Genomic DNA, 19297 nt, shown 5'->3' on the forward strand with positions numbered 1-19297 from the left:
ATAGCCGAAAAGCCTATACGTTCCTCACAGAGGAAGATCCGCGTATAACGATTATCTGGACACCCGACAGTTCAGGTATCAGTGCGCCTTCAAATACAGGCAACCAGAACCCGGTAAGGATACCGAACCCGGTAGTTGTTGATCCGTTGCCGGAAGATACCCGTATCGAGGCTACGACCAGCCCTGCACCGGAAGAGAAGAATTTTGCGGATTATATTCTTGTTCTGCCTTTACTGAATATTCCACCGATTTATGTTTATCTAAACACGGATCATAAATACTACACTCCGCCGAAAGAAAATCCTCCATTACCTGCGTTTCCTGATGCTAAAAAAGCGCAAGCTAAAACACCTGTTAAGGGAGGGGGTAAACTACGTAATCGTTGGAAAGATTCAAAAGGAAAAATCTATGAGTGGGATTCTCAACATGGCACGGTAGAAGTTTATGATCGTTCAGGTCGTAATCATTTAGGTGAATTTAATCATATTACTGGTGAGCAAACAAAACCCGCAGATCCAACAAGAAAGGTGGAAAAATGATGATAATATATACTATTGATGTATATAGTAAAGTGGATGAGTCGTTACTTCTTGAAATTGAAATTCCAGAAAATAAACTGTCAGATGTAGCTGAAATTATGGAATGGAGCGAGGAAGATAAAAAGGAATTTTCATTAGGTATTGGTGTTTATAATATTAATGAAAGCCAAGCGATTAAATTAGAGAGCTTACTATGTAAAAAATTCTATTCTTCTGATAACTCTCTACAAATTTCAGGCGGCAGTGTCTAATACATGACAAATGTCTCTGAAGCAGCACGAAATATCTTGGGTGCTGCTTCATTTTTATCCATCTCATCAATGGGATTATATAAATGACAATAAATATTGAGGCATTGGTAATCCCCCCGAAAAATCGGTGTGTTCATAAGTAGAATTTTCTACTAACCTGAATTCAGCGGGATTTCTATGAAAAGATCACGTTTTACTGACAGTCAGATCATCGCCATTCTTAAGCAAACTGAAGCCGGAACACCTGTCCCTGAGCTTTGCCGTGAGCACGGTATCAGCAGCGCCAGTTTTTATAAGTGGCGTTCAAAATTTGGGGGTATGGATGCTGCCCTTATGTCCCGACTGAAAGAGCTGGAAGAGGAAAACCGTCGCCTTAAAAAGATGTATGCCGAAGAGCGACTGAAGTCTGAAATCATTCAGGAAGCGATGGCAAAAAAGTGGTGAAGCCGTCAGAACGGAAGCAGATGGCACAGCATGCAGTCACCATTCAGGGGATCAGTGTTCGTCAGGCGTGTCAGATTTTTGTCATCAGCGAGTGCTGTTATCGCTACAGACCCACCCTTCATATTGAAAATCAACTGATTGCTGACTGGCTTATTCGAGTAACCGACAGTCAGAAAAACTGGGGGGTTGGCTTGTGTTACCTGTATTTACGCAATGTGAAAGGATTTAAATGGAACCACAAACGGATTTATCGTATCTACTGTGAATTATCACTTAACATGCGCATAAAACCTAATAAACGGTTAAAACGTGAAAAACCTGAACCACTGGCTGTACCCGCCAGCCACAACGTGAGCTGGTCTATGGATTTTATGCACGATCAGCTGTCAGATGGTCGTTCTGTCCGTTTACTCAATGTGATTGATGACTTTAATCGCGAAACACTGGCAATTGAGGTTGATTTTTCACTTCCGGCAATACGGGTCGTCAGAACACTGGAGCAGATCATTGAATGGAAAGGGAAGCCGGTATCAATTCGTTGTGATAACGGTCCGGAATATACAGGTAATACACTGACAGAATGGGCTAAAAAGCAAAATATTATACTCAATTTTATTCAGCCCGGAAAACCTCAGCAGAATACTTATATTGAGCGTTATAACCGGACAGTACGTTATGACTGGCTGAGTCAGACACTGTTTTCATCATTGAATGCTTTGCAGGAATATGCGACAAAATGGCAGTGGTTTTATAATCACGAACGACCGAATATGGCACTGAATGGTTTTACACCGATGCAGCATATTCATCGTATGAATTGATTCTACTTATCGCCTCCGTTAAAAATGGGGGGATTACCACTGAACCCGGTAGTTGTTGATCCGTTGCCGGAAGATACCCGTATTGAGGCAACGACCACTCAGCCCCCGGAAGAGAAGACGTTTGTGGATTATATTCTTGTTCTGCCTTTACTGAATATTCCACCGATTTATGCATATCTTAGTCAGGGACGTTCAGGTATTCCTGATAAGGATCATGATTATCACCCAGCCCCGGAAACGAATGAAATTGGTATTTCAGGTCTCAAGCAGGCTAAGAAAAAAACACCTAAACAAGGTGGTGGTGGGCTTAGAGAGCGCTGGGTTGATGCTAAAGGCCGAAGGGTGTACGAATGGGATTCGCAACATGGTGAATTGGAAGAATACCGGGTGAGTGATGGAGAGCATCTTGGATCCTTGGATCATTTAACTGGCTCTAGATTAAAATCTGCCGTTAAAGATAGAAATATCAAACGTTATTTGTGAGGTCGATATGTCTTATAAAATACGATTACAGTGGTTTAACAAACAAACATCTGAGGGTGAAGGAAAGGAATTCTCAGGTGTTTTAGATAGCAGTATTTATTTTTTGGATAAGATTGGTTTATCTGATGATCCTCAAATCTATGATGGTGCATATGATGTGGTAGTCGAATGGTTGCCATATATACAACCATATTTTCAGCATCAAATAAATTTGCAGCGATATGATTATCAGCTAGCGTTTCGACCTGTTTAATTAAATTATTGCTCTATCATTTATGGTAGAGCATATTATTGACGTTGACTGATCCCATAAATAATTCTGCGTAACTGCCACCGTAGTAAAGGCGATCGCTCAGGTGGTCACCGAACTCGATAATAAAACGACTTATCGCCAGCCACCAGTTCTGGATCGGTATACTCCATTTTTTTAAGCACCTTTAATCGCCAGATAAATCACTTTCCGCACTGAGTCATCTGTTGGGAATACTTTCCGCTTTTTTATCGCCTGTCGGATCACGCTGTTTAGTGACTCGATGGCATTTGTCGTATAAATGGCCTTACGGATATCGGGCGGGTAACCGAAAAAGGTGTTGAGGTTTTCTCAATGCGCACGCCAATTTTTAATGATCTGCGGGTATTTATCGTCCCTGATACGTTTACTACAGAGTAAGATCCACGTATAACGATTATCTGGATACCCGACAGTTCAGGTGTCAATGCGTCTTCAAATACAGGCAACCAGAACCCGGTAGTTGTTGATCCGTTGCCGGAAGATACCCGTATTGAGGCAACGACCACTCCGCTTCCGGAAGAGAAGACGTTTGCGGATTATATTCTTGTTTTGCCATTACTGAATATTCCACCGATTTATGTTTATTTAAGTAAAAGACCTGAAGATCCTATTTGGACCAAGACTAAAACATTAGAGCCAGTTAAAAATGCATATGAGCATTGGGTAAAACATGGACGGGAGTTTAGTGATAAATCATTTAAGAATGCGAAGGATTATGTAGATGCTACTCATTATTTTGTTCGGACACCAGCAAATGGAATCTTAACAAAAACACATTCGAATGGTGATGTTCTTTTTTATGACCCAGCGACAAATACTTTTTCTGTAAAAACGAAAGATGGTGTTCCGAAAACTATGTTTAAACCTAAAGATGGAATAGGTTATTGGGAGAAACAAAAATGAGTAGTTCACTGCATTTATGCCCTTGTTGCCATAAATATGAATTTTCGGAAATTGGGAGCTATGAAATTTGTCCGGTTTGCAATTGGGAAGATGATCCTGCTCAAGAAGAAGAACCAAGTTATGGTGGTGGGGCTAACGTCATGAGTTTGAACGAAGCCCGTAAAGCCTATGCTGAAGGACGTAAAGTCAAATAACAATTTACGCTGATTTAATTAGGCAGCACAACATATCATGAGTGCTGCTTCGTTCCTTATCCCTTCGAACATCCAGCCAAAGCTCCCAACTGTGTCGTTCCATTGCTGACCACCACCATCAATCAATTGATATAAAAGATCGATATAATCTTCTGGAATTTGAACGTTTATATGAGCATCCTGATGGTTACGACCTTATTTATTATCCAAGAGAAGGCCGCGATGATAGCCCTGAAGGGGGGCAAAGAATGGCGTCATGCTAATGGTAAGTCGGGTTTTAAAAATCAATGCTGATAAAAATTAGATACATTGTCGTACATCAGCGCGGCATTTTAATAAATGTTTTTCTAAATATTATTAATTACTATAATATTTACATTATCTATATTGATATGAAATATAGACCTGTTTTTTAGTCTAAACTAATTTATTGATTTTTTATTATTTTAAAGTAGATATCTTATTACGTATCTTGTTTGATTTTTCACTATCTGATGAAAGAACCAAAAGCTGCTCAAGACTTTGTTCAACAGAACGCTGAAACGCCAGAGCTGCTTCTGTGCGTTGTTTTACTATCAGAGCAACAATCTCAGCATCTGTCTTTTCTGAGATAGCTTTCTGGTAGATCATGCGCTCATGCAATATGTTAATATTACCTGATTTAGCGGCTGTTCGTGCCGTTGAGCTGCTTATAGGATTAAGCTCATCAATAAAGCTATCTATGAGTGATTGTCTCTTCTTATCCAGTCTACGCAGTTCACTATGAGCAGATCTATATTTATCTACTTCAGTGTCAAAAGGAGTGGCCTCACGCACTTTACGATAACCTTCTAAATATTCATCCATTGATGGTTGTTTTTTTAGCTTTTCTACAGTTTCAAAATAGGTTAATAAATCGCTGTTATCTAATTTTATTTTTCTCATACATCACCTCATTAATAATACTTGTCATAATCTATTTTATTAAATATAAGCAAAGTGTCAAATTCGGCGTGGCAAAATAAAATAATATCTACTATGTATTTTATTTTTATTGAGGAAGTAATAAATATTAGTTTAATATGTTTACTAGTTTTAAATATGGAATATAATATTTATATTAATGTAATTATGCTGGGGAGAGAAATATGGGAAAAAGCAGAAAAGAAAAGTTAGATACAATGTCATCCACAAAAACAGAAGTTAATAATGATTTCTTAACACGCCTGCGTGAAGAACTTGTTGAACAAAAAAATAACAATCATTCTTTTGAAATAAGACGACAAGAAACAGAAAAAATATATAACAAAGGAAAAATAATGAACAAAAAAGAACCCAATATAATTACAAAAGAAACCAGTCAAAAAAACTGTGCAGACAATAATTATCTGAATGACAATGACGATTGTAAAAAAATCATCTCTGTTATTCAGAAGGAAGATATCGTTAATCAAAAAGGTTCATTTAAAAATAAAATAAGCCAAGTTAAAAAGCATCTATCAGCATCATTACCAGACACTAAAAATATCAAAGGGAAAATGACCTTGAAATGAAGGGGAGATCATTAGTAGTCTATTCTGCAGAGTTTATATATACATTCCAATAGAAGCTATGAAAGGCTTCTATTTTTTAATAATTGAAAATTTCAATTTAAACAAGATGTAGTGTTTTATATAACTCGAAAATTAGTTCTCCGGTATCGGTGTAAATTTCTATTTTTATAACCTTACCATCATTTCCTTTTATTGAATAACGAATTAATCTAGCGCCAGAGTATTTTTCTATTAGTTCTGGGTGGTTAATAAAGTATTTTGATTTTATAGTTTTATTTGTTAAATAGTTATAACTGGAACAAATTTGTCTTTTAAACTCTTTTTCAGACAAACCACTTTCTTTTATCTTGGTGGCTATAAAGTCATTTAGAGGCCGTTCATACGCTTCTTTCTCTCTGGCCTTACGTTCTTTTTCTTCCTTCTTATGTTGTTGGCTAATAAGGTAAAGCCTGTCTCTTTCAGATTGTTGACGATTATCCTCGTCTTGAATGATATTCTTAACTAGTGATGCGGGGATGACTTGAATATCATTAGACCAATATATGTATGGGTTATTTATCTGTATGTTTTCAACAGAGGCAAGTATTTTGTCTGCATCAAGCTTACGATCAAAAGAGATGATACGTTTATTACCTTCTTTTGATATTGATTTAGCCGTATTCTCAAGCCTCTCATGGTGTTGAAAGTTAAATGAACTTATAACAGTATTGTTCTGCTCATAGTATAAAGATTGCTTTTTACTATCAATATAGCACTCCAGATATGAATAGAGTTTAAACTCTTCTATACCGAATGTTTCTTCAAGCATAGTCATTTGTTCAGCTAATACATTAAGAATATCGTTTTTTGATAGTCTTTCATACAGTTTTATTTCAAGTGAACCGGGTAGTTTTTTCATTTTCATTCCTTATTATTATTCTTTAGGAAGCAGCTTTCAAAAGTTTAGTGATATTAACTAAATCTTGTCTGACTGCTTCATTTTCTTTTGTCCGTTTATATACCTTGCGTGGTTTATCGATCTTGATACTGTTTTTAGCATTAGGAACTGCATTGTTCTTTTTCTTCTTACTAAAAATAAAAGCATCTGTATAAATATTTTGATTTACTGTTTCTAGGGCTAATCCTCGTCTTTCCTGTTGAGAAAGATTTTCATACCCATCAGGGTATTGTTCAATCTCAGCCTGAACATTTCTTGCATTACTTAAATGCTCTTTACGCTTTTCATCAAGTTGATGACTCATACCTTTGGCAAAGATGTTTGAGTTAATATAAAGATGTCCATGATGATCAACGAGAATGCCTTTCTGTTTTAGTTTTTTGAATATGGTTGACATATTACTAGATGCGATGTTTAACGCTTTACACAATGATGCCTGAGAAAGATTAATTAGGTTTCCAAACTCCATGTATTCTAAGATGTAAGTTAATACACGGAATTCATTCTTAGATATGTCCAGATCAGAAAAAACACGAAAGTTAGATGTGAAAGCAAAAACATAAGGCTGGGAAAATGAGATCGCTTTATCTTCTTCTTTGGCGATAACTGTAGTTGATTTTATATCTTTGTTTTGCAGTAAGTGTCTGGCGATATCAATCTTTTGTTCTGTGGTTAATGTATCAAATAAGCGAAGTAGTTCAGTATCATTAGTATTCATATTTTCTCTCTTATAGTTTTTATTATATGTTTTAAATACTATGCACAAAATCAAAAGTCAATAGTAAAACTATAAATAAAATAAGTATTTTATTATTATGATATTGTTATATGTTAAAAAAACTATGTTTAAACATAAGTCTTGCTATGTTTAAACATAGGACGGATCTATGTTTAAACATAGGTATATGCTATGTTTAAACATAGCAAAAAAAGGTGTGAAGCCTTGATTTTATTGGGCTGGGAGGGTGCTTATAATTAAATAATTAGTAAGAAGTTAAGAGAGTCCAGTTTTTCTTTTGTGTTATATATGAGGTGTTTTTCATAGGAGTATGTATTTTCCTTGATACTTATTTCGGCGAAGTGATTGTTTTGAGCAATCACTCAGTGCTGCTATTGGGAATATAGTTTTACTATGTGTTTAAGAGAGAATGCTATATTGATTTAGTACGTTACTATTTCTAGGTGAAAGTAAGGTTATTAGATTTGATAACTCTAGTTTGTAAAATCAATAACCTTTGATATTCAATAGTTCTTATTTTTAATAACCTTTCACCTTATAACTATATGATAATAAAGTTAAAAACAGTTCGTAATATCTAGTACTAATATAGTAAAAGGGATACTTGTGCCAAATAAATAGCACCTTGTTATTTAGCAGCGTTTTCTTTGTGTTTTATATGCAGCAAAGTGATTGTTTCATACAATCACGAAGTGCTGCCGATGACACGGAAATCTTGTTATTGTTTTCCTCCTATTTACTGGCGGCTACTGCCGCAATTCTTTATGGATAAATCCATCATTAACAGGGGCAAGCCCTGTTTCAGCAATGTGATTGTTTTGGACAATCACTCAGTGCTGCTATGGGGGATATAGTTTTACTATGTGTTTAAGAGCAAATGCTATAGCCTTGATGAATTCCTCGTTAATATATAGATGAGGGGCGGAGCCATGAGCGAAAGCTCATAAGAAAAGATTTGTTTTCAATATGAAATTTTAATTAAGTTTAAGGTAAAGCTAGTGTATAAAAAACCTTAAAAACTAAACCGCATATGCAGTGATAAGATGAATCATGCCCTTTTTGCTTTATCGGCTTTTGCCGATTTTTTGTATGAATTCATCACTAACAGGGGTGAACCCTGTTTCAGCAATGTGATTGTCTTGAGCAATCACGAAGTGCTGCTTCTTTAAATATAGTTTTTCTATATGTTTAAGAGTAAATGCTATATGTTATCACGGTAATACTATATTCAAAAAAGGATAAAATTTGTTATCTTTTATAAAACGATCTGAATAAGATCACTTATCCTTTTGTTATCAGTATTAATCGATCATCTCATTAAGACAACATACACATTTCAGAGTTAAGGCGTAGCCGTGCTTATGAAAACAGGTTTATTGTTTTCGATAGCACATGAGATAAATATTTTTTCAAAAAGATGATTAAAAATATAAGTTAAACGTAATTGTATAAGATATAAATTTGATTTGGCTGAAATAAATATGGTATTAAAAAAAAGCAAAAAGCAAAAAGCAAAAAGCAAAAAGCAAAAAGGAAAATAAAAAGATGAATAACATTAAAACAATAACACTATTTCAGCACAGCCAAAATATTCCATTTATGACTTGTATAGTTAAAAATGTTGAAGAAAATAAACAGGGGATGAAGCTTACCCTAGAGAATGGTAATAACATCTATGTTAAAGATTATGATTCCTATTTCTTGTCAGAATCAATAGATGATTGCGATAAGGAAAGAATGATTAATGTATATAGGAGGTTAATATCTAAACTTAGTCAAGTTAGTGAGGAAACAGTAAGATCACTGATGTAATAAACCTAAACTTACAATAGTCATCATATTAACTTGTCTGTTAGTCTTTTGGATACTGATTACTGTAGTAAAGCTAAAAAATAACACATCAAAACAAATTTACGAGCAAACATACTTGACCTGAATACAGACTATTAAATCACAGTAAAGATAGATTAATATTTTTATCCTAATAGTACAAATCATAAACTGTCAATTGACGAAGGATTTAAACTCGATTATTAATATTTAAGTAAAAGGGAGAGGTGAGTATGAAAATGAATTATAGTGAAGAGTTTGAATCTAAATTTAGTTATGAAAATAATAATATCTATGATTTTAATGAAATACTGAAAAAAGTATTGATATTTATTCATCATGGGCATGGTTTAACCCTAGAAGAGATTCGAGATGATATATACATGCAACATGTTATTTCCTTTGCTATGTCTATGAACTGGAGAAAAAGACATGCGCAGTTTAACTTTATTAAAATGTTCTCTTCTCTTCCTGAATCTGTAAGTTTAGATATTTTAAGAAATACTCATGAAATGTGTTTTATCACAGAAGTAGCATGTTGGGATGATAAAGAAAAAAGAGATTGGTGTAATGCTGTTATCACCTATATAGGGCGAATAGATAAGAGTAAAACCGAATCGGACTTGAAATCCCTTTCGTTTAAAATAATGGAAATATTTAACACGAAAATCAATATTCCGTGCTAATCCGGTAGTGAGTTTGTCGGCAAGAATAAGACTTCACATTTTTGGCAAAACTAATGCAAAGATTTTCATAACAGACATTAATCTGTAGCAGGTATGATGTAATTTACGGCTTACAGCCCGGATGCTCAGGTTCATCGGTAAATCCCTTGAGATTCTCAAGGAGTTCTTCATCAGCGGCTTTAATCTCTTTATTCAATGCTATAGCTTCTTTTTCTGCATCAACAGGTAGATCATAACGTTTGGCGAGTATTACACCGCTTTCGGAGTCATATACAGCCCATTTATTTTCGATAACAGTACCCCGTCCAGCTCTTCAAGTTTAACAATAACAGCACGATATCGAGACATGGGGATTATCAACCTTCAGTATTGTATATGATGTATTTACCATAGCATTTAGAAACAATCAGAGCTATCACAAGCAGGGGAATAATAAAGAACGGAATGTGCCTACAGTATCACTGAACTGAACCCCAACAGTGTTGAGGCTCATTGTTGGCATTGTTATTTAAGCGTAGATGAAAGGATTAGATGTCAGTAATACACGATTCAATCCAACAGCCCTTTAGAAACCTTACTTGCTGTCTGACTGAAATTATAACGATCTACAACATCCCCTTTAAACCAAATCTCAAGAGAATTCATATGGGCTGTGCTGCTGTTCTTTAACAGCGCCAGACCGGGAATGTAGTTAGATAGCTGTGTTTCCCCTGACATACTGGAATAAGACCACATCTCTTGACCATCATTACTTGCTCGTGTCTGTGGCTCACCGAATGCAGCTAATACTTCCTGCTGGGTTGTTTTCCCTTTAACGATTTTGCTTTTGACGGTTTGTTGGGATTCGTCTTTCAGGGATTTGTTGCCATAGGTAGTGCAGGCAGTAAGAGGAAGGATAACCAGCGCCACGATAAACAGCTTTTTCATGCTAACTCCATAGAAGGTGATAAACATCAGAAAAGTGAGCGGGGACTTAAACCAGCTTTGCTTCTCACTACCAATAAATGCTGCTAATCAGTGGTAAGAAACCCGCGCTCAAGCTCATACGATTTTGCTGTTTACTCTATCGATTAACACTTCATGCATCAATCAATTGATCGACAAAATAGATCAATATCCTATATTTGATAGGATTCATCTATTAATAATGCGTTTTTGATCGGTGTTTAATTACTTTAATCGATCGATAAATCATTATTGATAGCTTTAATCTATTGTTATTGGGTTTTTGATCGGTACAAACGATATGACGAAAGTCAAAAATAATTGAATGCTATCAATTAGTTAATCTGAAGGTTTAGCTATGTGATACCTGTTCCTATACAAGATAAAACAGCCACATACGCTGACCAACCAAACAAAAAAACAGTATTTATATTATTAGGATGGATGTATATGAAGAAAATTTTACTGGTTGCTGGTACGGCTTTTGTTCTGGCTGGATGTGGTGAGAAGGGCGATTTTGAGAAAGCGATTAATGCAAAGCTCTCAACATCAGAACTCTGCTACTCACTACAGGATAATGACTTTGCTTTTAATAAAGGTTTCCCGATCAAGGTCAACAACGGGTATCGTTCTTCTGGCTACAACGCCAGCGATGAGATTTTAAATGGGTTAGCTGAACAGGGTCTGCTCACTGTTTCACAGCAGCCTAATGGCTTTGGCAGCATGACTGTTTTAGAAGTCACGGACAAAGGCCAAGATGTTGATTTTTGGAACCGTGAGAAGGGTGCATGTGTTGGTCATCGTGCGGTTGCTGAAATTAAAAGCTGGACTGAGCCAAGTGAAGGTAATGGCGTTAAAATGACGCAAGTGACTTTTACATGGAAACTGGCAGGTGTTCCAAGCTGGGTCGATAAAAAAGCTTTCTCTGGTGTGAAGGGAATGGATGAACCTGTTGAAACGAAAATTGTTCTGGTTAAGACTAGTGATGGCTGGAAAGCTAACTAAGAAGCTATTATAAAAAACCAAATCCTTCGCTCCCCTTTCTGTCTGAAAAAGTTAGAAGGGGATTCACGCCTGTACTGACAGCCAAGCATAAGTATTCTATAAAATCTATTCGGAACAATATTGGTCTAGCGATTATCTTTCCAGCCTTTAGTCCCTGATTGGTATGTCATCAATTATAGCGGAAGTAAGTTATTTGCGTTATCCTTTTAAACAGTTCAGTTGTGTCATATTAGAAGGGTAATTATGTATGTTTAGTTTGATTATGGGGGGAAATCCAGATGCTTTTGAGCATTGGCCAATGTTTATTGAAGATACAGGTGTTTGTGATTTTCCTGTTTCAAGGATGCTAGAAAGTACCTCAGATGAAATTCGGCATAAACTGACACCATTGAATGAAAAAACACTTTCAATTCTTGAAGATATCCCTGCTCTTTTTATGACCGAAAGATATACTGATTTGGAAGATGAAAGTTATCCTGATTATATTGAGATAAGAATTGGAAAAGTCTCTAATCTTAGAATTGATGGTAAATATATTTATTTTCGGTTTATAATATCTCAAAAATTTGAAAGAGTACTTGTTACTAATAAAAAATTATATGAAACAGTTCTTGAGTTAGGTAGTTTTGGTTTAAATAGAACTCATTGGGGAGTAAAAGATAAGGATTTGCAGCATACATTGACCTCTCTGGGGTTTGTTTTTCATAAGAAACCTCAAGTTGTTAATGTGTTGCCTCCGATCGAGCAAAATAAATATATTGAGGTTGTTGATATAAAAGATTTTTTAGCTCATGTCCTTGATAAGGATTGTAATGAAAATGAAGAGGTTTTTTATCGTGGACATTCGGATGCATCGTATGAACTAGCCCCTTCATTATTTAGACGAAACAAACAAGGTAATTATAAATATTTACAAAATGAATCTAGTCTAGTTCGTGAGGCATTAACAGCAAGGCCATTAGAATTTATTGATGATAGAACTATGCTGGACAAACTCGTTAGAATGCAGCATTACGGTTTGCCAACTCGACTACTCGATATTACATCTAATCCGCTAATAGCATTGTATTTCGCATGTAGCAGTATCAAATATGATCAAGATAACAATGAAGTTGATGGGCATGTAATTATTTTTAAAATAGACAGATATAAGATTAAGTTTTTTGATTCGGATACAGTGAGCTGTATTGCAAACTTATCTATGCTAAGTCATTCTTTTAAAGAAGCTTTGGATTCTAAAAAAGAAAAAAAAGAATTTAATGAAACTAATGCATGTGGAAAGCTCATTCACTATATTAAAGATGAAAAGCCATATTTTGAAAATATAATTATCCCATCGGATTTGGAACGAATTCTCTTTGTAAAGGGAAGAGTTAGTAACGAACGTATATCATCACAGTCAGGTGCCTTTTTATTATTTGGGAATAATGCTGTTTTTCCTGATTTGGTTTCGAATGAAATTCCAGAGATTGCTCAAGATTTTAAAGTGGAAAAATTAATAATTAAGAATAAAAAACAAATCCTTAATGACTTGGCGAAGCTAAATATTACGGAAGCTACAGTTTATCAAGGAATGGAAAGAACAATGAAGCTAATTGCTAGTAGATTCTCCGTATCAGAATGAGTTATAACTAAATGTGTAGGGATTGTACTCATTATCTATTTATATATCTCTTTGTATATATTTTAATCTATCTGTTTTTATTAAATCCAGATGGTTTGGTTGATGGATGATTCCTGTTTCTCCTTGATACTGGTGGTGGAGCAGGAGTGTAATCCAGAGCTTTATCGGCCTTGTGCTGTTCTTCTTTAGGACGGCTAGGGAAGCGTCTTATCTCAGCAGGTGAAGGTTTGTAATTATCACTGTTAAACCTGACACGTTTTTCATGTTCAGAACGTGAAACATAGATACCCTGAACCTCGTCAAAGACATAGTTTTCAGCAATATGCTTATCATGTTCAGCATCCACGGAAACAGGTGCAGGTTTCTTCTTCTTGGCCCAAATAAACCTTTCCTTGAAGAATTCAGCTACCAGCACGGTAAAGCGCTTAAAGATGCTTTCCTTCTTAAGCGGAACCTGTTCCCTCTTAGATTTAACAGGAGCGCGTTTAATTGCTCCGGGTGTTGAAGCTGAGGTGGTTTTCAGTTTAGTGCGTGTATGAGGCACAGGAGCAACCAGAATAGGTTTTTGTGCCTCTGATGATGATTGTGAACCCGTATCGGTCAGGATGATTTCTACTGGCTCAGGCAGATGTGAGACAGTGAAACTATTAAGATCTACTACAATCTGCAGATCTAAATCTTTAAAGACACCATATGTGGCAACAGCTTCCTGCTTCATTTCATCACGAACAGCCTGTTCAGCAGCACGTTGTTGTTGAGCTGTCTGGCTGTTCCATTTAGCACGCGGAATACGCTGCATTGCCGGGCGGCTGGTTAATGCTGCTTTGGCAATCCATAGTGCTTTCTCTTCAGTGTCCAATGTTATGGTGGCATTCTCAATTGCTTCATCATGCTGGATCTCAATAGAACGATGGTCAATACGCGCATCACTGCCAGCGGCAGCCAGATAGCGATTTGAAAATGTTGCCCATGATTCACGCCACTTAATCACATTTTTCTTATCATTCCAGCTACGGTCTTTTTTACCAAAGCCTTCAGCAGTGATAGGTTTTAATGTCAACATCACATGTGCATGGGGATTTTGACTATCCAGATCATGGAAGGCGATATCAGCAATCATACCTTCATCCACAAAGTTCTTCTGACAGTAATCGACTACTAATTTTATCTTGTCTTCATTGCTAAGTTCACAGGGGATAGCTACGTCAAAATAACGGGCTGTTTGACCATCTTTTTGGCGCTCAACCCTTTCAACTTCATTCCATAGGGCTGTTGAGCTTTCGATAATATGAGAAGGAGCAGAAGCAGGCGCTAATATCTGATGATGGAATAAATCAGAACGATGGCTGAAATCATAGGTATTACCAGTGCGATCATCTGTTATTTTGCAACGCGCGTGATAAGCAGCCTTCCTACAGGAAGACATGCCCTCCGAGCGTTTCACAATTTTAAACTCCAGATGAAATATTGCCATATAATAAATAACCTTAAATATAATAAAACTAACAAATAAACATCAAAGCCCACTATGCTGGTTTTAGTTTTTCGTAAGAAAAACTCAGGGGTTGACGTTGAACTTGGTTTTGCTTTTAGCCTGCGGCAGGCAACCGTCGGTAGACCCCACACACTCGAAGAGTGTATAAGTGGGCATTGTTTTATTTTTATATCTCCTCTCGGAGCTAAAAAATAAAGACAATGTAAAAGTTTTCCATGTATTAATTAATAACACGAGTTTTACTGACTGTGAAATTAATGGGCTTTAAATCGGATGAACGGCTGAGGTAGAGTAATAATATTGTTTTTTTTGGTTTTAGAGAGCGCCCGTAAGGGCAAAAAGAGTTAATTACCCTCCCGCCGTAAGGCGGGAAAGACAAAATTCATGAAAACAGATGTATGACAGAGGTTTCGTTTAAAAGTGTATGAAGTAGGTTAAGGCTTAAAATGAGAGTGAGAAAGCAATAGATGAAAAATAAATCACAATGAAAAAGAATTAAGTAACGTGGGGAATATTAGATGTTTTATGTTAGTGATTACTTTTACATATGTTGCATGATTACATATAGGGCTTGTTGCATTTTTGTGCAGACTCTTGTAAACACTATTTTTGGATAAATCCAATCTATAACAGGGGATACCTGTTATCAGCCCGGTGATTATTTCCGATAATCACGAAGTGCTGCTTTTGACAAGATATAAAATATCCAAAATTATTTATTAAAATAATGAGATGCGCAATGAATGAATATAATTCAGAATATTCATGATTACATGATAAAGATTGAAAATGAGATGAGTGATTAAATATCATTAATTCTTTTGTGATCTCCAGCTTTGACAAAAACAAATTTATAGAATAATAGAATTTAATATATAAAATAAAAAGGAGATAACAACATGATGCCATTTACCAATGATATTTTTAGATCTTTAATGAATGTTCTCAAAAAGCATAATGTATCGGCATATGAAATAAGAGACTCGCTCGACCGAACATTACTGTTCTATGCAAGAACACAAGACGATGTAGAACAATTAATAGATCTTGGTGTTGATATTAATCATCAGGATAAACTTGGGCATACTGCGCTATTTCATGTCAGTTCAGAAGATGTGATTAATGCCTTAGTTGAACATGGAATAGATGTAGACAGAAAAGACAATGAAGGTCGTCATGTTTTAGCGACTTATGGATTCTTTAAATGTCACGATATTTTTATGAGATATGCGGATAGATTTGAAGAAAAGCATATTATCATTGATTCTCTATACTGTAATCAACTGGAAAATATACCATCGGCATTAAAATCATTGCATGATAATGGATTTAGGATAACACTGTGTAGATTTGTTGAGATTGAACATGACCCTGAAAAAGAAAAGCCAGATAATTTTATTCAATATAAAGCAAGATATATTGCTGTTTTGGATGCATTAAAAGAATACTGCTATTTATCTACTTTCCATCAGCTTCATCAGGATTTCATTTGTAGAGTATATGGCAATGATAAAGTGAAGCTGTTTAGCTATAGAGACTTTCGTGAACTCATTGAAAGTATGTAATTATTTCCCCTGAGTCATCAGGGGAATACTTTCTAAGGTCTCGGCCTTTTAGGTGTAGACTTCAATTTTAGATTTTCTAAGTGCGCATTTTCAAGGGCGCTTGCTCTCGACTTGGCTTCAGTAAACTCATCATGGTCTTCGCCAAGAACAAAATGACCTGCATCATGATCAAAAATCTCATAAGTTTCTTTGAGAGTTTTCCCTTCTTGATTAACGGTGATTTTTTTGACGGGTTCATAACGCTTGCTCGTTGTCATAGAATATCCTTCTAGATGAATGATGATAGCATGAAAAACATACTACTTTAACTCTGTTTTTTCAATTTGTCATTTCAATAAAAATAAAGTAAACAATAAAATACGTGAAATAAAAGGAGGATAACATGATGCTTGGTGAACTGGATAAAACCACATTAATTTTAATTAAATTTAATGCTATGATATATTAACTGTTTATAATCATGCCATAAAACCTTTGAAATTATTTTTATTTCCTCTATTAATGTTCTATGAGTATTTGATATTACTTAATGAATAATCAATAGAGGATATTACAATATGAATAAAAATATTTTTTGCTGCCATTTTATTTTTTTCTAATAATATGTATGCCGCACCTACGCCACTCACTGCTGATGAAAAGATATATTGAAAAATATAATTCAGTAAATAGCCAATAACTCTGTTTCTGAATGCCATATTATAAAGTAATACATACTAAATGTTGAAATAAGACTGTGGCAAGTGTTAACGGCATTTCTCTAACATATATAGCATAAACCACAGACGCAATATAAGTGTCTTAAAATCGCATACAGTGCGTTTTAAGGGCTATAATGAAATATAACAAAGAAAATAAAAGAACTGGATTATTATCTGGCCTTCTCATTTTTAATTAAATAAGGTTGTTTTATTTGACAAACTAAATCTGGTATTGTAAATAAAATGAAGATACAAAAAAAGCCAACTTATAGAAGTTGACTTTTTAAGGACTAAAAAAGTTTTGCCGACTTTTGAAGCCTTGTAATCAGTTAAGAGACAACGTGATTACAAATATAATAAAGTATTAAATAATCTTTTCATATTTGTCAAATCTAAATCTCAACTTTTTATAAGTCTTTCAAATACCATTTCCAAAAACATTTTAGTCCTCAAAAGCAATAACGTTAAACCTGATTGTATCAGGTATAAGAATGAAGGTCCCTAAAGTGATGGCGGTTCTTATGTTATTGCGGCAGTGCCGGGTGATACGTAGCTGCCAACCTGAATCGCAATACCTAAAGTTTTTTAGAACATTAGTATAACTTCTTTAGTAAAACGAGAAGTGTTTTAAAATAATAATGGTATTGTTTGCGTGGGTCGTGGGGGAAGTATCAGAATGGAAACGTTCTGAATATTTTCAAGACGCAATGAGCATCTTCTATCTTTCCATTTTAGCATGGGGGGTAGGGGGGAATGCTTAAAGAAAAACTAAGTTTTCCTGACGGAAAACTACTACGACTGAAAGTCGCCATCTAAACCCCCAGTACCTAAGCTGATAAAATTCTAGTACTACTAGTACAAAAAATAATTTTAAAAAATTAGTAGGTAGGTAACGTTTTATTAAGGAGCTAATGGAAAGTAAGTAGACTTATAACTTAAATATAGTGCATGGATTAATTTGAGTTTTTTGGTTTTTAATTGTATTAAGTAAGAAGTATAAATAAAAAGGATAAAAAAGTGAAAAACAAAATTGAGAAAAAGACAAAACAAAAAAAAGGATGGATAAAATATCTTACTGAGTATGAAAAGTCCATTTTCGTTAATATGCTAAATGAAGCTGCAATGAAGAAAAGAAGATGGGTGACAAAAAAAGAGAGACTTGAGGTCACAAATAGATTTCGTGAAATTGTCAATGCGCTAAGAGAAGCAAATAGGATTAACGACAATAACGACAATAACGACAATGTTGTATCAGAACAAAAAATAGTTAGTGAAGTGGATGTTGCTGCATCTGATGTTATTAAAGTCAAAAAAGAAAGAAGACCAAGAGTTAGAAATATAGATAACTATGGTCGATTGAGAAAAATTTCATTATCAGAAAGGTCTTTTTTAAATGATGCATTATCAGAAGCAAAGAAAGTAAAAGGGTCGAACTTAACTGTCGAAGAACGAAGAAAAGTGTTGTGTGTGGCGCGTGAGCAAATTCGTTCTCAGCGTAAAGCTAATCAAATTAACAGTGTAAGAACTAAAGAAAAAAATTCTGAAGTGTTTGAGTGGAAAAGACCAGAAACCTTCCGTCGTTAATCGGATATAATAATAGTGAGAAATATATGAATAAAACAAAAAACTTGAAAGAAAGTGAGGTTATAAGATATATAGAAAATAATCCTGTTGTCTCAACGGCTCTATGCGAAAAGCATGGGATCTCTACTGAAACGATTGCTTATGCCTTATATGTTAACAGTAATAAATTCTTTCTTAAAAACGACTATGTTATGGATGATATTCATTACGATATCGCTAAAAATAATTTGATTGTCATGAAGCCTACACTTAAGCCTTTTTATAAAAGAACAAGGCAGGTTGATTATAATGGATATACCTTCTTATCAGGTGTCAAAGAGCATCAGGACTATTATATCCTGTTAACGCTTTGCTGCTATCATTGGATCGCTGATGTATTTACTCACTATAATCATAGCGAAGGAAGTAAGGTTGTTGTTGATGTTGCTAATGATCTTCTAAAAAGGAGTATAGATTCTTTTTCAGTAGAACATAAAAATGTTGTTAATTGTTTTAATTCTCTTAAAGCACAACTCCCATCATATAAAAAATAATTCTATTTATTTCTTAATTAAAATTGACAGGTAAAAAATATAATTATACTCTTTAGTCATCATCGCAGATGAATACCTCCATATTCAATCTTGTGTTCTGTGATGGTTTTAATAAAGTCAAATAAGCTCGCAGCAAAAAAAAGGCCAGATTATTCTGGTCTTTTTTTGTTTGATATTAGGTAGCCCGTCTATCA

At 35.0% G+C, this 19297-nt stretch carries 19 protein-coding genes and 4 pseudogenes; 16 read left to right on the plus strand and 7 right to left on the minus strand.

Annotated elements, in window-relative coordinates:
- From JK154_RS16475 to JK154_RS16495, 5 genes and pseudogenes are all read left to right on the plus strand, one after another.
- Positions 1 to 539: colicin E3/pyocin S6 family cytotoxin (locus JK154_RS16475; protein WP_211993719.1), on the plus strand; the 539-nt coding region annotated here is incomplete at its 5' end.
- Positions 536 to 790: a hypothetical protein gene (locus JK154_RS16480; protein WP_211993720.1), complete on the plus strand. Its 255-nt coding sequence runs from the start codon at positions 536 to 538 to the stop codon at positions 788 to 790. The genes JK154_RS16475 and JK154_RS16480, both read left to right, overlap by 4 nt.
- A 177-nt stretch (positions 791 to 967) precedes the next feature.
- Positions 968 to 2055, plus strand: a protein-coding gene (locus JK154_RS16485) for an IS3 family transposase (RefSeq protein WP_211993721.1) whose coding sequence is annotated in 2 segments (ribosomal slippage) — positions 968 to 1220 and positions 1220 to 2055 — 1089 coding nt in all. Because the reading frame shifts where the segments join, the coding sequence is not laid out codon by codon here.
- A gap of 36 nt (positions 2056 to 2091) precedes the next feature.
- Positions 2092 to 2538, plus strand: a pseudogene (locus JK154_RS16490) (colicin E3/pyocin S6 family cytotoxin); the annotation flags it as partial.
- A 7-nt stretch (positions 2539 to 2545) separates the two neighbouring features.
- Positions 2546 to 2791, plus strand: coding sequence for a colicin E3-like toxin immunity protein (locus JK154_RS16495; protein WP_211993723.1), 246 nt, complete (start codon positions 2546 to 2548; stop codon positions 2789 to 2791).
- 16 nt (positions 2792 to 2807) lie between these two features.
- On the opposite strand, the pseudogene JK154_RS16500 reads toward JK154_RS16495, so the two are convergent.
- Positions 2808 to 3184 (minus strand): annotated as a pseudogene (locus tag JK154_RS16500) (transposase); the annotation flags it as partial.
- 36 nt (positions 3185 to 3220) lie between these two features.
- On the opposite strand from JK154_RS16500, the pseudogene JK154_RS16505 reads away from it, so the two are divergent.
- The 3 genes and pseudogenes from JK154_RS16505 to JK154_RS16515 all read left to right on the plus strand — a co-directional run.
- Positions 3221 to 3733, plus strand: a pseudogene (locus tag JK154_RS16505) (S-type pyocin domain-containing protein); the annotation flags it as partial.
- A complete protein-coding gene (locus JK154_RS16510) occupies positions 3730 to 3927 on the plus strand; it encodes a CPCC family cysteine-rich protein (RefSeq protein WP_211993724.1) in 198 nt (65 codons plus the stop codon). The pseudogene JK154_RS16505 and the gene JK154_RS16510, both read left to right, overlap by 4 nt.
- Before the next feature lie 89 nt (positions 3928 to 4016).
- Positions 4017 to 4221: pseudogene (locus JK154_RS16515) on the plus strand (bacteriocin immunity protein).
- Between the two features lie 147 nt (positions 4222 to 4368).
- Here JK154_RS16515 and JK154_RS16520 read toward each other — a convergent pair.
- Positions 4369 to 4851, minus strand: a complete 483-nt coding sequence (locus JK154_RS16520; RefSeq protein WP_211993725.1) for a DUF4756 family protein — start codon at positions 4849 to 4851, stop codon at positions 4369 to 4371.
- 203 nt (positions 4852 to 5054) lie between these two features.
- Here JK154_RS16520 and JK154_RS16525 point away from each other — a divergent pair, with 203 nt between their 5' ends.
- Positions 5055 to 5459: a hypothetical protein gene (locus JK154_RS16525; protein WP_211993726.1), complete on the plus strand. Its 405-nt coding sequence runs from the start codon at positions 5055 to 5057 to the stop codon at positions 5457 to 5459.
- Positions 5460 to 5556: 97 nt separating this feature from the next.
- Here the strand turns inward: JK154_RS16525 and JK154_RS16530 are convergent, their stop codons facing one another.
- Together JK154_RS16530 and JK154_RS16535 are read right to left on the minus strand one after the other, a co-directional pair.
- Positions 5557 to 6357 (minus strand): hypothetical protein, encoded by an 801-nt coding sequence (locus JK154_RS16530; RefSeq protein ID WP_211993727.1) that lies wholly within the window; start codon positions 6355 to 6357, stop codon positions 5557 to 5559.
- A gap of 22 nt (positions 6358 to 6379) precedes the next feature.
- A complete protein-coding gene (locus JK154_RS16535; RefSeq protein WP_211993729.1) occupies positions 6380 to 7114 on the minus strand; it encodes a replication/maintenance protein RepL in 735 nt (244 codons plus the stop codon).
- Positions 7115 to 8680: 1566 nt separating this feature from the next.
- Here JK154_RS16535 and JK154_RS16540 point away from each other — a divergent pair.
- Both JK154_RS16540 and JK154_RS16545 read left to right on the plus strand, forming a co-directional pair.
- Entirely contained in the window at positions 8681 to 8947 is a 267-nt protein-coding gene (locus tag JK154_RS16540; protein ID WP_211993732.1) for a hypothetical protein, read from the plus strand.
- Positions 8948 to 9198: 251 nt separating this feature from the next.
- Positions 9199 to 9651: a hypothetical protein gene (locus JK154_RS16545; RefSeq protein ID WP_211993738.1), complete on the plus strand. Its 453-nt coding sequence runs from the start codon at positions 9199 to 9201 to the stop codon at positions 9649 to 9651.
- A 549-nt stretch (positions 9652 to 10200) separates the two neighbouring features.
- On the opposite strand, the gene JK154_RS16550 is transcribed toward JK154_RS16545, so the two are convergent.
- Positions 10201 to 10578, minus strand: a complete 378-nt coding sequence (locus JK154_RS16550; protein WP_211993740.1) for a hypothetical protein — start codon at positions 10576 to 10578, stop codon at positions 10201 to 10203.
- 468 nt (positions 10579 to 11046) lie between these two features.
- Here JK154_RS16550 and JK154_RS16555 point away from each other — a divergent pair, with 468 nt between their 5' ends.
- Both JK154_RS16555 and JK154_RS16560 read left to right on the plus strand, forming a co-directional pair.
- A complete protein-coding gene (locus tag JK154_RS16555) occupies positions 11047 to 11601 on the plus strand; it encodes a membrane lipoprotein lipid attachment site-containing protein (protein WP_211993742.1) in 555 nt (184 codons plus the stop codon).
- 247 nt (positions 11602 to 11848) lie between these two features.
- Positions 11849 to 13225, plus strand: a complete 1377-nt coding sequence (locus JK154_RS16560) for an FRG domain-containing protein (protein WP_211993744.1) — start codon at positions 11849 to 11851, stop codon at positions 13223 to 13225.
- A 67-nt stretch (positions 13226 to 13292) separates the two neighbouring features.
- Here the strand turns inward: JK154_RS16560 and mobQ are convergent, their stop codons facing one another.
- Positions 13293 to 14699: a MobQ family relaxase gene (gene mobQ / locus JK154_RS16565; protein ID WP_211993749.1), complete on the minus strand. Its 1407-nt coding sequence runs from the start codon at positions 14697 to 14699 to the stop codon at positions 13293 to 13295.
- A 920-nt stretch (positions 14700 to 15619) separates the two neighbouring features.
- On the opposite strand from mobQ, the gene JK154_RS16570 reads away from it, so the two are divergent.
- Positions 15620 to 16285 carry a hypothetical protein gene (locus tag JK154_RS16570; RefSeq protein WP_211993750.1) on the plus strand — a complete coding sequence of 222 codons (666 nt, stop codon included), beginning with the start codon at positions 15620 to 15622 and terminating at the stop codon, positions 16283 to 16285.
- Between the two features lie 32 nt (positions 16286 to 16317).
- Here JK154_RS16570 and JK154_RS16575 read toward each other — a convergent pair whose 3' ends face one another.
- Complete coding sequence (locus JK154_RS16575) at positions 16318 to 16542, minus strand: hypothetical protein (RefSeq protein ID WP_211993751.1); 225 nt, start codon at positions 16540 to 16542, stop codon at positions 16318 to 16320.
- Between the two features lie 1461 nt (positions 16543 to 18003).
- Between JK154_RS16575 and JK154_RS16580 the strand changes: the two genes are divergently transcribed.
- Positions 18004 to 18570 (plus strand): hypothetical protein, encoded by a 567-nt coding sequence (locus JK154_RS16580; protein WP_211993752.1) that lies wholly within the window; start codon positions 18004 to 18006, stop codon positions 18568 to 18570.
- Positions 18571 to 18596: 26 nt separating this feature from the next.
- A complete protein-coding gene (locus JK154_RS16585; RefSeq protein ID WP_211993754.1) occupies positions 18597 to 19103 on the plus strand; it encodes a hypothetical protein in 507 nt (168 codons plus the stop codon).
- Positions 19104 to 19297 lie beyond the last annotated feature (194 nt).

Source organism: Citrobacter sp. JGM124, from assembly GCF_018257795.1.
GTDB lineage: Bacteria > Pseudomonadota > Gammaproteobacteria > Enterobacterales > Enterobacteriaceae > JGM124.

Coding starts and splice junctions, on each gene's coding strand:
- JK154_RS16480 (WP_211993720.1), top strand. CDS start 536: ATGATGATAATATATACTATTGATGTATATAGTAAAGTGGATGAGTCG.
- JK154_RS16495 (WP_211993723.1), top strand. CDS start 2,546: ATGTCTTATAAAATACGATTACAGTGGTTTAACAAACAAACATCTGAG.
- JK154_RS16510 (WP_211993724.1), top strand. CDS start 3,730: ATGAGTAGTTCACTGCATTTATGCCCTTGTTGCCATAAATATGAATTT.
- JK154_RS16520 (WP_211993725.1), bottom strand. CDS start 4,851: ATGAGAAAAATAAAATTAGATAACAGCGATTTATTAACCTATTTTGAA.
- JK154_RS16525 (WP_211993726.1), top strand. CDS start 5,055: ATGGGAAAAAGCAGAAAAGAAAAGTTAGATACAATGTCATCCACAAAA.
- JK154_RS16530 (WP_211993727.1), bottom strand. CDS start 6,357: ATGAAAAAACTACCCGGTTCACTTGAAATAAAACTGTATGAAAGACTA.
- JK154_RS16535 (WP_211993729.1), bottom strand. CDS start 7,114: ATGAATACTAATGATACTGAACTACTTCGCTTATTTGATACATTAACC.
- JK154_RS16540 (WP_211993732.1), top strand. CDS start 8,681: ATGAATAACATTAAAACAATAACACTATTTCAGCACAGCCAAAATATT.
- JK154_RS16545 (WP_211993738.1), top strand. CDS start 9,199: ATGAAAATGAATTATAGTGAAGAGTTTGAATCTAAATTTAGTTATGAA.
- JK154_RS16550 (WP_211993740.1), bottom strand. CDS start 10,578: ATGAAAAAGCTGTTTATCGTGGCGCTGGTTATCCTTCCTCTTACTGCC.
- JK154_RS16555 (WP_211993742.1), top strand. CDS start 11,047: ATGAAGAAAATTTTACTGGTTGCTGGTACGGCTTTTGTTCTGGCTGGA.
- JK154_RS16560 (WP_211993744.1), top strand. CDS start 11,849: ATGTTTAGTTTGATTATGGGGGGAAATCCAGATGCTTTTGAGCATTGG.
- mobQ (WP_211993749.1), bottom strand. CDS start 14,699: ATGGCAATATTTCATCTGGAGTTTAAAATTGTGAAACGCTCGGAGGGC.
- JK154_RS16570 (WP_211993750.1), top strand. CDS start 15,620: ATGATGCCATTTACCAATGATATTTTTAGATCTTTAATGAATGTTCTC.
- JK154_RS16575 (WP_211993751.1), bottom strand. CDS start 16,542: ATGACAACGAGCAAGCGTTATGAACCCGTCAAAAAAATCACCGTTAAT.
- JK154_RS16585 (WP_211993754.1), top strand. CDS start 18,597: ATGAATAAAACAAAAAACTTGAAAGAAAGTGAGGTTATAAGATATATA.